Below are 13,159 nucleotides of genomic sequence, written 5' to 3'. Positions count from 1 at the left end.
TTAATGTTTAAAGTGACGAATTCCCGTAAAGACCATAGCAATGCCATATTCGTTGGCTTTATCGATGGAATCCTGATCTTTCTTTGAACCACCCGGTTGGATGATGGCTTTTATTCCGGCCTTGGCCGCTGCTTCAACTGTATCAGACATCGGGAAAAATGCATCTGAAGCCAGAACCGCTCCTTCCGCACGAACACCTGCCTGCTCCAATGCAATTTTCGCAGCACCGACACGGTTCATCTGGCCGGCTCCGACACCGAGCGTCATAGCTGAATCACAGACGACGATGGCATTGGACTTCACATGTTTGACTACGCTCCATCCGAGTTTCAGCGCTTCCAGTTCCTGTTCAGTCGGCTGTCTTTCTGTCGCAACACGGATATCCGCATCATCAAAGCCGAAAGCATCAGGCTGTTGAACGAGCAAACCACCCTCAACAGTGACTGTATTCCACTTATCCTGTTTTGTTCCATCAAAAGGAATGGTCAGCAAGCGGATGTTTTTCTTTTGTGTCAAAACTGCCAACGCATCTGCTGAAAATTTTGGTGCTATAACGATTTCCAGAAATATGCCGGATAATTTTTCTGCAGTTTCAACATCCACTTCGCGGTTCAACGCAACAATACCGCCAAAAATGGAAGTTGAGTCCGCTTCATAAGCTTTATTGAATGCATCGGCAATAGTATCACCGGTACCCACTCCACATGGATTCATATGTTTAACTGCAACGGCGGCAGGCATTTTGAATTCCTTGATGATCTGGAGAGCGGCATTCGCATCTTGAATATTATTATACGACATTTCCTTGCCGTGCAGTTGTTCAGCGGCGGCAATCGAGAAATCGGATCCCAGAGGACTGCGGTAGAACGCCGCTTTTTGATGCGGATTTTCGCCATAGCGAAGTGATTGCTGCAATTCATATGTAAGCGTCAATGCTTCCGGATATTCTTCTCCCGTCAGGTCAGTCAAATAATTCGAGATATACGAGTCATAAGCCGCTGTATGGCGGAATACTTTCGCCGCCAGACGTCTTCTGGTTTCAGGGCTGGTCGCTGCTCCAGCGCCATGCAATTCTTCCAGGACATTTGCGTAATCTTCTGAATCGACGATGACAGTAACATGGGCGTGGTTTTTAGCTGCGGAACGGAGCATCGTCGGACCGCCGATATCGATGTTTTCAATAGCGTCGTCGACTGTCACTTCCGGCTTTGCAATCGTTTCGCGGAAAGGGTACAAATTAACGCAGACGATTTCGATAGGAGAAATGCCGTTTTCAGCCATTTCACTTTGGTGCTGGGGATCATCATGTTTAGCCAAAAGGCCGCCGTGGACCAGTGGATGGAGAGTTTTTACGCGTCCGCCAAGAATTTCGGGGAATTTCGTTATTTCATCAACCGCGGTAATCGCGACACCGTTTTCTTCCAAAAAACGCTTAGTGCCGCCTGTTGACAGAATTTGATAGTCCATTTTTTCCAGTTCTTGCGCAAATTCCAATATGCCTGATTTATCCGATACACTTAACAACGCTCTCTTTTTCAAATCGAATCCTCCTTTGAATAATGCAGATGTTTTATTCTATATAAGTTGTATTAATAAAATATAGTAGCCGATATTCCGCAAAACAACTCCGCTTTCCTGGGGGCTTGCGCTGAGCTAACTCGGCCTCGTTTCACTTCGCCCGAGTGGATCTCAGCACTTCGCTCGAACCGGAGTTGGAAAACCAACTCCGCTTCTACTCCTCTGGGAGTCTCCGTTGTTTTGCTCCATATCTCTAGAGATTCCTCTAGCGCCGGCGCGGCACAGGACTTAGCGGAGCAATAAGACGAGTGTTCTTCTCGGCTTATTGTGGGAGCTATGTCCAAAGCGCCGAAGCGGTATATATATACTGATTCTTTAATGCATATTATTTAGATTGAATAATCGCTGCAAAGCTGCAGGATAGAGTTTATGTTCGATTGCATGGATTTCTTTCTCAACAGCTTCCCGGCTGCGGCCGTTCACTTTGAAAGACTCCTGGGCAATGATATTGCCCGTGTCCATTCCAGCATCCACAAAATGTACGGTAACTCCTGCTGATTCCGCTCCTGCCGCCATTGTCTGGCCAATTGCGTCTTTCCCCGGAAAAGCCGGCAGCACTGACGGATGAATATTGACGATGCGGTTTTCATAAGCCCCTAAAAGTACGGGCCCGATCAATCGCATAAAGCCGGCAAGTACAATCCATTCCACTTGCAGACTATCAAGCTTTTCTTTCAGCATCTCTTCATATAATTGTTTGGAATCATAGTCGGATGGCATAAAAGCGAAAGATGGGATACCGGCTTGTTTAGCCCGTTCGACGACATAGGCATTCGGACGGTCTGTTACAACCAGGACAATTTCCGCTTCCAGAGTGCCTGCTTTCACTGCATTTGCGATCGCCTGAAAATTAGAGCCGTTTCCAGAAGCGAAAACGGCAATTTTAATCTTATTCTTCATTGAGTGTTCCATCCTGTTCACCTTTGAATTGGACGCCTTCCACTTCAGAAACACGGCCAATTACATAGGCCTGTTCGCCGCTCGCTTCAGCTGATGCCAATACCTGTTCAACATCTTCAGCGGCAACCGCAAGAACAAAACCGATGCCGGCGTTGAAAACAGAAAATAAGTCCCTGTCTGACAATGAACCTTTTTCCTTCAGCATTTCAAAAACCCGCAATACCGGCCAGCTTCCAAGCTCGATTTCTGCACCCGATCCAACAGGCATCATTCGTGGCAGGTTCTCGATAAATCCGCCGCCAGTGATATGCGCCATGCCATGGATTTCAGTTTTTTCAGCGATTGCAGCCACTGTTTTTGCATATATTTTCGTCGGGGTCAGGAGTTCATTGCCAAGCGGCCCGAGATCTTCGTAGCCTTCAATAATTTGATCAAGTTGAAAATGGTTCTGTTCAAAAACGATATTGCGCACCAGCGAATAGCCGTTCGAGTGGATGCCGCTGGAAGCAAGGCCGATTAATACGTCTCCTGCACTGATTTTTTCACCAGTGACAATTTTTGATTTTTCAGCCGCACCGACTGCAAATCCTGCAATGTCATACTCATCTTCTTCATAAAGCCCCGGCATTTCCGCCGTTTCCCCTCCAATCAGCGCTGCTCCGGCTTCAACGCAGCCGTCCGCCACACCTTTCACGATGCTCTCTATTTTCTCGGGAACAGCTTTGCCGACCGCGATGTAATCGAGGAAGAAAAGCGGTTCCGCTCCTTGAGCAACGATGTCGTTGACACACATGGCGACGCAATCGATGCCGATTGTGTCATGTCTGTCGGCGAGAAAAGCCAATTTCAGTTTCGTGCCGACACCATCAGTGCCTGATACAAGGACCGGTTCCTTTAAATCCAATTCAGTCAAATCAAACATGCCGCCAAAGCCGCCGAATGCACCCATCAACCCTTTTCTTGCAGTTCGTTCAACATGGGATTTCATTCTGTTGACCGCTTCGTAGCCGGCTTCGATATTCACACCTGCTTGTTCATATGCTTTAGACAAATCGGTTCCTCCTATTGGCTGACTTCTTTTTCATGAGGTAAAACGGTATCCGGATATATATCCGTAGGGTAGTCCCCTGTAAAACAAGCCAGGCAATGGCCGCATTTAGAACCAGGATCGGTGCGTCCGATATTTTGGACCATACCGTCCACTGACAGAAATGTAAGTGAATCCGCGCCAATCTGTTCGCGCATTTCTTCCACTGTATTGTTGGCAGCGATCAATTCACCTGAAGTGCTTGTATCGATTCCATAGAAACACGGATTTTTAATTGGCGGTGAACTGATGACCACATGCACTTCCGTAGCCCCCGCCTCTTTCAACAAAGTGACGATCCGACGGGAAGTGGTGCCGCGGACGATGGAATCATCGACCATGATGACACGCTTGCCATCAACAACCTGGCGAACAGGAGACAATTTCATCTTCACTCCCTGTTCCCGTAGATCCTGGGATGGCTGGATGAATGTTCGCCCAACATAGCGGTTTTTAATCAACCCCAGTTCATAAGGAATTCCGCTTTCTTCTGAATAGCCGATAGCGGCAGATATACTTGAATCTGGTACGCCTGTAACTACATCTGCATCGATTTGAATTTCTTTCGCAAGTTGCTTGCCTAGGCGTTTACGCGCTGAATGCACATTGATGCCGTCGATGTCTGAATCCGGACGTGAAAAATAGACATATTCCATTGTACAGATCGAGCGTTCATTCGGGTAAGCAAAGCGTTCAGCCCGCATCCCTTCTTTATCTATGACAATAAATTCTCCGGGTTCGACAGATCGGATGAATTCCGCACCGACGATGTCAAAGGCGCAAGTTTCCGAAGCGACTAGCCAGGCATCACCAAGTCTGCCGATGGAAAACGGGCGAAGGCCATGGGGATCAAGCGCGATATACATCGCTTCTTCTGTCAGGATTGCACAGGCGAATGCGCCTTTCAATAATGACAACGCATTTTTTATCTTTTCTTCGAAGCTTTCATAGCCGCTCCGTTTAATCAGATGCGCTAAAACTTCAGTATCGGATGTAGTCTGGAATATACTGCCCTGCCGTTCGAGATGTTCTCTCAGATGATTGGCATTCACCAAATTACCGTTATGCGATATGGCAAGGCCGCCTGTCGTTGAATTGAACAGAAGGGGCTGGACATTTTCGATGCCGCTGCCTCCGGCTGTTGCATATCGGACGTGCCCAATAGCTCCATTGCCTGCCATTTTCGCAAGTTTTTCAGGAGTGAACACTTCATTGACCAAACCTTCACCTTTGACCGGTTTCAGCTTTTGGCCATCAGTCGTTACGATACCCGCACCTTCCTGGCCGCGGTGCTGCAAGGCATGAAGCCCATAATAGGTGATCTGCGCGGCATTTTCATGTCCCCAGATTCCAAAGACACCACATTCTTCGTTTAAGCTTCTGATTTCAGCAAGCATGGTATTGCCCCTTTCCAAGATGCGCGAAGCGCGTCGACCGAATCGTTGACCCAGACGCTGCCGTCTTCACTCTTGATCGTTAATTCTCCAGAGTCTGTGACTGTCCCAATTTCCTTGGCATCTTGAACGATCTGTTCGAATTGTGAAGCATGTTCCGGAGAAACGGATACGATGAACCGTGATTGCGATTCACTGAAAAGAGCTGTCGTTGGTGAACCTGTTAGTGTGATATCCATTCCTAAGCCGTTGCCGAAAGCCTTCTCCGCAAGAGCCACCGCAACGCCGCCTTCCGCCACGTCATGGGCGGATGCCACCAGTCCCTTTTGAATGGCTTCAAGAATTTGCTGCTGACGCTGTGCTTCAACAGTTAAATCGATGGACGGCGCTTTGCCGAAAATGCGTCCTTCCACCATTTTCTGCAGTTCGCTGCCGCCGAATTCCGTAAAGCTTTCACCGATCATATAGACCACATCGCCGGCATTTTTGGCGTCTTGTGTTGTTACATGCGATAAATCTTCAACCAGGCCAACCAAACCGATTGTCGGTGTCGGATAAATCGCCGTTCCGTTTGTTTCATTGTATAGAGAGACATTTCCGCCAATAACCGGTGCATCAAGGATTGTGCAGGCTTCAGACATGCCATCAGCCGCTTTCTCAAGCTGCCAGAAAATCTCCGGTTTTTCAGGATTCCCGAAGTTCAGGCAATCCGTGATTGCGAGCGGCTTCGCACCTGATACCACGACATTGCGTGCCGCTTCCGCCACCGCAATTTTCCCGCCCACTTCAGGATCGAGATAAATATAGCGCGAATTGCAATCCGTCGTCATCGCCAGTCCTTTATTCGTACCGCGAACACGGATAACCGCTGCATCTGATCCAGGACTGACCACAGTGCTCGTGCGGACCTGATGATCGTATTGATCGTAAACCCATTCTTTCGAAGCGATGGTCGGCTGCTGCAATAAAGCCTTCAGCGTCTCACCGTAATTTTCAACTTCCGGTTCAACGTTGTCCATCTGCTGATACTCCTTATAATAAGCTGGCACGCTCGAAGGCTTGTGGTAGACCGGTGCATCTTCCGCAAGTGCATCGACCGGCACTTCCGCTACGATTTCACCTTTATGGACGAGACGCAAAGTGGAATCATCCGTCACTTTTCCGACCGTTACCGCATCCAGCCCGTATTTCTCGAATAACTCGACGATCTCAGGTTCACGACCTTTTTTCACTACAATCAACATGCGTTCCTGCGATTCCGACAACATCATCTCGTAAGCTGTCATGCCAGTTTCACGCTGCGGGATGTGATCCAGGTCCATTTCAATTCCTGAACCGGCTTTTGACGCCATTTCAGCTGAAGAAGAAGTCAGACCTGCAGCTCCCATATCCTGGATACCGATCAACGCGTCGGATTTTACCAGTTCAAGGCAGGCCTCAAGCAATAGCTTCTCCATAAATGGATCTCCCACTTGAACCGCCGGGCGATTGTCGCCCGAGGATTCCGTCAATTCTTCCGAAGCGAAAGTGGCTCCGTGTATTCCATCACGGCCTGTTTTGGCTCCGACATACATCACCGGATTGCCGACACCGGAAGCGATTCCTTTTTGAATATCTTTATGGTCGATCAAACCGACGCACATAGCGTTAACCAGTGGATTGCCGTCATACGAAGCATCAAACTGCACTTCGCCGCCGACTGTCGGGATGCCGATGCAATTGCCGTATCCAGCGATGCCGGCAACCACTTCTTCGAATAAATATTTCACGCGAGGGGTAGTAAGTTCGCCAAAGCGCAGCGAATTCAAAAGCGCGATTGGCCGGGCACCCATTGAGAACACATCACGGATGATACCGCCTACACCAGTCGCTGCTCCTTGGTAAGGTTCAATTGCTGAAGGATGGTTATGCGATTCCATTTTGAATACCACTGCCTGGCCGTCGCCGATATCGACAATTCCTGCCCCTTCCCCTGGTCCCTGAAGAACCCGGGGCGCCTTCGTCGGGAATTTCGCCAATACAGGTTTTGAATTCTTATAAGAGCAATGTTCCGACCACATAACCGAAAACAAGCCGGTTTCCGTGTAATTCGGCGTTCTTCCTAGAATCTTTTCCACCATGGCGAACTCTGCATCGGATAATCCCATCTGCTGATAGACTTTTTGTTCTTTGATCTGCTCAGTATTTGGCTCAAGCGTGACTGACATTTGCTTCCCTCCACTGTTTAACGATTGATTTGAATAAAGAAAGTCCATCGCTGCCGCCGATCAAATCGGAAACGGCACGTTCCGGATGCGGCATCATGCCAAGGACATTGCCGCGTTCATTGACGATTCCTGCAATATTATTGCGGCTGCCGTTAAAGTCATCTGCATAAGAGAACACGATCTGGTTATTGTTCTTCAACTGATCATAAGTCGCGTCATCGCAGTAATAATTTCCTTCACCGTGTGCTATTGGAATTTGAATCTCCTGCCCGGCCATGTATTCATTCGTGAATAAGGTATTGGCGTTTTCAACTTTCAAGCCGACCGTACGGCACATGAATTTGAGGTTTTTATTGCGAAGCAGAATTCCCGGAAGTAGTCCTGCTTCGGTAAGAATCTGGAATCCGTTGCAGATGCCAAGTACCGGTTTGCCCGCTTCCGCCGCTTTCTTCACTTCATCCATCACCGGTGAAGACTGGGCTATCGCACCGCAGCGCAAGTAATCGCCATATGAAAAGCCTCCCGGCAATAAAATTCCGTCATAGCCGCTTAAATCAGTTGAATCATGCCAAACATATTCTGCTTCTTCACCAAGTTCATCCTTGACCGCATGGTACATATCCAAATCACAATTGGATCCAGGAAATACGATTACTGCGAATTTCATTGCGAGACAGCCTCCTCGATTTCGAAACGGTAATCTTCAATCACCGTATTCGTCAATAACTTCTGGCACATTTCATTTACAAGTGCATCAACATCATTTGCGTCATCGGAAATCATCAATTCAAGGTATTTGCCGATCCGTACATCTTCAACATCCCCGTAACCCATTTTATGAAGTGAACCCATTACCGCGGATCCTTGTGGATCAAGTACGCTTTCGCGCAAAGTGACGTAGATTTTAACTTTTCTCATGAATGTTGTCCTCCCAGTTTAGCTAAAATGAGTTCATATGCTTGCGTTAAATTGCCGAGATCCCGACGAAATACATCTTTATCGAGTTTTTGTTTTGTTTTTGCATCCCAAAGACGGCACGTATCCGGCGAAATTTCGTCCGCCAGTAAGATCTGACCGTCATTGTCACGGCCAAATTCAATCTTGAAGTCGACAAGATCTACGCCAACTTCCTTGAAAAAGCCGAATAGAACTTCATTGACTTCGAGTGCCTTCGTGCGCAGCTGTTTAATCTCTTCTGTCGATGCCAGTTCCAGCATCTCAATATGATCTTCTGTGATGATCGGATCACCCAGTGCATCATCCTTATAATAGAATTCGACAATCGATTGTTTCAAAACCGTTCCTTCTTCCAAACCAAGGCGTTTGGCCATGCTGCCGGCTACAATATTCCTTACCACAACTTCGACAGGAATGATTGTAACCTGTCGGACCAGCTGTTCATGGTCAGACAATTGTTCCACAAAATGCGAAGCAATCCCCGCTTCCTGCAATTTTTCGAAAATCAATGATGTGATCTTATTGTTCAACATGCCTTTTCCGGTGATTTCCGCTTTCTTTTCACCGTTGAAAGCTGTCGCTGAATCTTTGTATTCCACCCATAAAATATCCTGTTCGTCCGTTGCATATAAGCGTTTGGCTTTGCCTTCGTACAATAGCTGACCTTTTTCCATGTAGGGAGACCTCCGTTTAGTTTAATCCAAGTCGGTTGAAAATCATGTCCACTTGCTGCAAGTGATGGTTGTAGTCGAAGCAACCATCCAATTCTTCTTTTGTCAGCTGCGAAGTGATCGTCTCGTTCGCTTCCACAATTTTGCGGAAATGCGTCTGGTTCTCCCACGCTTCCATAGCACATGGCTGCACCGTATCGTACGCCGCTTCACGGGCCATCCCTTTATCGATCAATGCCAGCAATACCCGCTGCGAATAAATCAGGCCAAGTGTCGAATCCATATTGCGCTTCATATTTTCCGGGAATACCGTCAAATTCTTCACGATATTGCCGAAGCGGTTCAGCATATAATTCAAAGCAATCGTTGCATCCGGCAGAATCACACGCTCTGCAGATGAATGCGAAATATCGCGTTCATGCCAAAGTGAGACGTTCTCGTAAGCCGTCAGCATATACCCACGGATCAAACGCGCCAGCCCAGTCATGTTCTCTGAACCGATCGGATTGCGTTTATGCGGCATCGCCGATGAACCTTTTTGGCCTTTGGCGAAAAACTCTTCCACTTCACGCGTTTCCGATTTCTGGAGGCCGCGGATTTCCGTCGCAAATTTCTCTATGGATGAGCCGATCAAAGCCAGCACACTCAAATACTGCGCGTGGCGGTCACGCTGCAAAGTCTGTGTCGAAATCGGAGAAGCTGCAAGGCCAAGCTCCTTACACACATACTCTTCAACAAACGGATCGATATTGGCATAAGTCCCGACCGCTCCCGACATTTTGCCGGTTTCAATCGATTTAGCCGCTGCTTCAAAACGTTCCAGGTTGCGTTTCATTTCTTCGTGCCATAAAGCGAGTTTCAAACCGAAAGTCGTCGGCTCAGCATGTACGCCGTGCGTACGGCCCATCATGACAGTCATCTTATGCTCTTTGGCTTTATTTGCTAAAATCTCAATAAAATTTGTCAAATCTTTGTGGATAATCTCGTTTGCCTGTTTTAATAGGTAAGACAACGCTGTATCCACAACATCCGTAGAGGTCAGGCCGTAATGCACCCATTTACGCTCTTCTCCAAGCGTTTCAGATACCGCACGCGTGAATGCCACCACATCATGGCGCGTCTCTTCTTCAATTTCAAGAATGCGATCCACCGAAAATGAAGCGTTTTTTCTGATTAAAGCTACATCTTCCTTCGGGATATCCCCAATCTCTGCCCAAGCTTCACAAGCCAGAATTTCCACTTCAAGCCAAGCATTGTATTTATTTTCTTCTGTCCAGATTGCGCCCATTTCGGGTCTTGTGTAACGTGCGATCATTATTTTTCCTCCAGTTTATCCGACCAAATGCCAGATTCGTCTATTTCTTTTAATGTTGCTTCCAAATCGTCTGTCAGTATGGTCACATGCCCCATTTTTCGGTCATGTTTTGCTTCTTCTTTTCCATACAGATGAATCGACCAATTTGGATATTGTGCGATTTTCGAGGCCAATGGAGCTACATGCTGCCCCAATACATTGACCATCACCGTATCCGACCATAACTCCGACTGACGCAGCGGCCATCCGCATACAGCCCGGATATGTTGGTGAAACTGCGAACTGCTTGTCGCTTCAATTGAATAATGCCCCGAATTATGTGGTCTCGGTGCCAGTTCATTCACCATTATATCGCCATTTTCCAAAACGAACATTTCAACCGCCAATGTCCCAATCATCCCGAGATGCTCTGCAATTTTTTTGGCGGCCTCGGTCGCTTTTGCAATCGTCGCCTCACCCACTCGGGCTGGAACAATCGTTTCGTGCAAAATATGATTTTTATGGATATTTTCCCCTATCGGCAATAAAACAGTTTCGCCGTTGCCGTTGCGTTGGATGATAACCGAAATTTCTTTCGTGAAGCCTACAAATTCCTCAGCAACACAGATTCCGTTATCAAAAAGCGGCTTTGCCAGCTCCAACTCTTTTTCTGATTGAATGGTCTGCTGCCCTTTTCCGTCATAACCGCCTTTTGCGGTCTTTACTATAAACGGATAATCGATAGTTGCTTTTTGTTCCAATAAATCCGAAAAATTTTCGGCTACGATATACTTCGCTACAGGAACTCCAGCTTTAGCTATTTCTTCTTTTTCAAAAACGCGATTTTGTGTGATGCGGATAAGTTCAGAGCCCTGTGGAACATATGCAATTTTACTTAAATGCGCTAATCCTTCAACATCAATATTTTCGAACTCATAAGTGATTACATCACTGACCGAAGCCAATTCTTCCAACGCTTCCAAATCATCATACGGTGCAATCAATTGCATATCAGCAATCTGGCCCGTCGGGGAATCCATTGAAGGATCTAAAACCGCTATTTTAAAACCAGCCTCTTTCGCTGCCATGGCCATCATGCGTCCTAATTGACCGCCACCGATGATTCCGATAGTTTGACCCGGTAAGATCTTTTTCATCATATTAGATCCTCCGTACTTTTTAAAACTTCAGCTTTTGTATGATCTCTGCGCTTCTGCAGCGCTTCTGCCACACGTTCATCAGAGGTACTTAGAATTTGGGCAGCCAAAAGACCGGCATTTACAGCACCCGCTTTACCAATTGCGACAGTAGCTACCGGCACTCCTCCAGGCATTTGTACAATCGATAATAATGAATCCAATCCATTCAGCGCTTTGGATTGCACAGGAACTCCAATGACCGGCAAAGTGGTCTTTGCTGCTACCATCCCAGGAAGGTGCGCCGCCCCACCTGCGCCGGCAATAATTACCTTGAGCCCGCTGTTTCTGGCATCTTCTGCATAGCTGAACATCAATTCAGGCGTCCGATGAGCGGAAATGACTTTCTTTTCATAAGCAATATCAAGCTCATCCAGAATCTCACAGGTATTTTTCATCGTTTCCCAATCACTCGAACTTCCCATAATCACACCGATTTTCGGATTCATCGTATCTCTCCTTTTAAAAAGTAAAAAGCCCTCAAATAAACTGCTCACTTTTACGTGAAAAGCAGTTTACTTAAGGACTTCAAAATCAACGAAATAGAGACTGATGGCATACATGCACATCCCTCGCGTCATTTCCATAAGTTGCTTTCCCGCATAGTCCAGACATTCCGGTGTCTTGGTAGAGACGCAGAAGCCAATTCTTCTGCATATATGGGGTTTCCTAATCAATCATAACAACTCATTATTTACTAGTCAATAATTAAATCCGAACAATAATTTTTCAGAATATATTATAGTTCGGATTTTACTCTTTTAACAAATTATTCTTCTATTTTTAACCCTTTAAATTTTATTATTTGCCTTACAGGTACCGGTACACCATCTTTTTCTTCGAATAACGGTTCTTCTTTTCTGCCGGCAGCCATATAACCTTCTGTTTTCATACGTTTCAAACAATCTTCCATTGTTTCGTTCTCAGCCACTTCAAACCATACTGTTTTTTTATTCATTTAAAAAGATTCCCTTTCCTAACCTGCTTAACCCAGAAACCTCCATGTATCGATTTTGGTTCATAAGCAATGATAAACGCTTTAGGATCAATTTCCTTAATAGTGGTATATAGTTTCAATTCCATTTTTCTCGGCGTCAATATCTGCATAGACTGACGGTCTCCGTCCCGGCCATTGGCTGCCCAATCAGTAACACCATAACCTTTTTCGCGCAGCGCATTAGGCAACTGCTGGTTTTGTTCACTTGTGATAACGTTCACCGTAATATAACCCAGAGCCATCTTCTCTTCTATTTTAGAACCGACAATAACTCCTGAACCATATCCGATTGCATAGGCTACCAGGTTTTGGATCTGATCCAAGTTGTCCAGCACCAATCCAAGCCCTACTATATATATTACTGTTTCTACCATACTGACTAACGCCGCTAAATAGCGGTAGCCTTTTAATGTCATGATCATCCTTACAGTAAAAAATGATACATAAACAATATTGATGGAGAAAATGATGATTATCATCAACCATGGATTTATGTCCAATTTGTACACCCTTTCATTTTCCCTTAAGAATCAAATTACATATTAGTGGAAACCGCTCTATAAAGCAAGGGCGAAAGGTCTTCCAAAGATTTATGTTTACTGGGGAATCTGCATTATTCTGCTTTTAACAGGAACTGCCTCGATTACGGACGGCATTCATTTGAGAAGCATCTACGTAATTTGTTTTTCTATAGTAATATAGTAGGGAAATGATTTTATAAACATTTATAACTTCCATTTATTAATAAAAAAAGGCCGCTACCGCTTGCGCGGTAACGACCTTTCTTTCTGTGCCCAGCGGCGTCCTACTCTCACAGGGGGAGATCCCCCAACTACCATCGGCGCAAAAGAGCTTAACTGCCGTGTTCGGGATGGGAA

At 46.3% G+C, this 13,159-nt stretch carries 13 protein-coding genes, 1 rRNA gene and 1 riboswitch; all 14 genes read right to left on the bottom strand.

Features of this window, described 5'->3' with window-relative positions:
• Positions 1 to 1,539 carry a bifunctional phosphoribosylaminoimidazolecarboxamide formyltransferase/IMP cyclohydrolase gene (gene purH / locus D2910_RS13940; RefSeq protein ID WP_117313885.1) on the bottom strand — a complete coding sequence of 513 codons (1,539 nt, stop codon included), beginning with the start codon at positions 1,537 to 1,539 and terminating at the stop codon, positions 1 to 3.
• Between the two features lie 354 nt (positions 1,540 to 1,893).
• On the bottom strand, positions 1,894 to 2,478 hold the full coding sequence (gene purN, locus D2910_RS13935) for a phosphoribosylglycinamide formyltransferase (protein ID WP_117313884.1): 585 nt from the start codon (positions 2,476 to 2,478) through the stop codon (positions 1,894 to 1,896).
• Positions 2,468 to 3,529: a phosphoribosylformylglycinamidine cyclo-ligase gene (gene purM / locus D2910_RS13930; RefSeq protein ID WP_117313882.1), complete on the bottom strand. Its 1,062-nt coding sequence runs from the start codon at positions 3,527 to 3,529 to the stop codon at positions 2,468 to 2,470. Before purM ends, purN begins: the two co-directional genes overlap by 11 nt.
• Positions 3,530 to 3,540: 11 nt before the next feature.
• The gene (gene purF / locus D2910_RS13925; RefSeq protein ID WP_084242327.1) at positions 3,541 to 4,962 is read right to left on the bottom strand and encodes an amidophosphoribosyltransferase; all 1,422 of its coding nucleotides are present in this window, start codon (positions 4,960 to 4,962) and stop codon (positions 3,541 to 3,543) included.
• Positions 4,938 to 7,166, bottom strand: a complete 2,229-nt coding sequence (gene purL, locus D2910_RS13920; protein WP_117313881.1) for a phosphoribosylformylglycinamidine synthase subunit PurL — start codon at positions 7,164 to 7,166, stop codon at positions 4,938 to 4,940. The genes purF and purL overlap by 25 nt, the downstream gene beginning before the upstream one ends.
• Positions 7,150 to 7,833 (bottom strand): phosphoribosylformylglycinamidine synthase subunit PurQ, encoded by a 684-nt coding sequence (gene purQ, locus D2910_RS13915; protein ID WP_084242329.1) that lies wholly within the window; start codon positions 7,831 to 7,833, stop codon positions 7,150 to 7,152. The genes purL and purQ overlap by 17 nt, the downstream gene beginning before the upstream one ends.
• Entirely contained in the window at positions 7,830 to 8,084 is a 255-nt protein-coding gene (gene purS / locus D2910_RS13910; RefSeq protein WP_084242330.1) for a phosphoribosylformylglycinamidine synthase subunit PurS, read from the bottom strand. The genes purQ and purS overlap by 4 nt, the downstream gene beginning before the upstream one ends.
• Entirely contained in the window at positions 8,081 to 8,797 is a 717-nt protein-coding gene (gene purC / locus D2910_RS13905; RefSeq protein ID WP_117313879.1) for a phosphoribosylaminoimidazolesuccinocarboxamide synthase, read from the bottom strand. Before purC ends, purS begins: the two co-directional genes overlap by 4 nt.
• Before the next feature lie 16 nt (positions 8,798 to 8,813).
• Positions 8,814 to 10,109, bottom strand: a complete 1,296-nt coding sequence (purB, locus tag D2910_RS13900) for an adenylosuccinate lyase (RefSeq protein ID WP_117313877.1) — start codon at positions 10,107 to 10,109, stop codon at positions 8,814 to 8,816.
• Positions 10,109 to 11,248 (bottom strand): 5-(carboxyamino)imidazole ribonucleotide synthase, encoded by a 1,140-nt coding sequence (gene purK / locus D2910_RS13895; protein ID WP_084242333.1) that lies wholly within the window; start codon positions 11,246 to 11,248, stop codon positions 10,109 to 10,111. Before purK ends, purB begins: the two co-directional genes overlap by 1 nt.
• Positions 11,245 to 11,733, bottom strand: a complete 489-nt coding sequence (purE, locus tag D2910_RS13890; protein ID WP_084242334.1) for a 5-(carboxyamino)imidazole ribonucleotide mutase — start codon at positions 11,731 to 11,733, stop codon at positions 11,245 to 11,247. Before purE ends, purK begins: the two co-directional genes overlap by 4 nt.
• A gap of 134 nt (positions 11,734 to 11,867) precedes the next feature.
• Positions 11,868 to 11,967, bottom strand: a riboswitch (purine riboswitch).
• Between the two features lie 86 nt (positions 11,968 to 12,053).
• Positions 12,054 to 12,242: an NETI motif-containing protein gene (locus D2910_RS13885; RefSeq protein WP_084242335.1), complete on the bottom strand. Its 189-nt coding sequence runs from the start codon at positions 12,240 to 12,242 to the stop codon at positions 12,054 to 12,056.
• The gene (locus D2910_RS13880) at positions 12,239 to 12,760 is read right to left on the bottom strand and encodes a DUF2179 domain-containing protein (protein ID WP_084242340.1); all 522 of its coding nucleotides are present in this window, start codon (positions 12,758 to 12,760) and stop codon (positions 12,239 to 12,241) included. The genes D2910_RS13885 and D2910_RS13880 overlap by 4 nt, the downstream gene beginning before the upstream one ends.
• Before the next feature lie 313 nt (positions 12,761 to 13,073).
• Positions 13,074 to 13,159 (bottom strand): 5S ribosomal RNA (rrf, locus tag D2910_RS13875); the annotation flags it as partial.

Source organism: Planomicrobium okeanokoites, assembly GCF_003428875.1.
GTDB classification, from domain to species: Bacteria; Bacillota; Bacilli; order Bacillales_A; family Planococcaceae; genus Planococcus; species Planococcus okeanokoites.
Note: the sequence above shows the minus strand (reverse complement) of the source record. Positions and strands in the feature narration are given on the sequence as shown.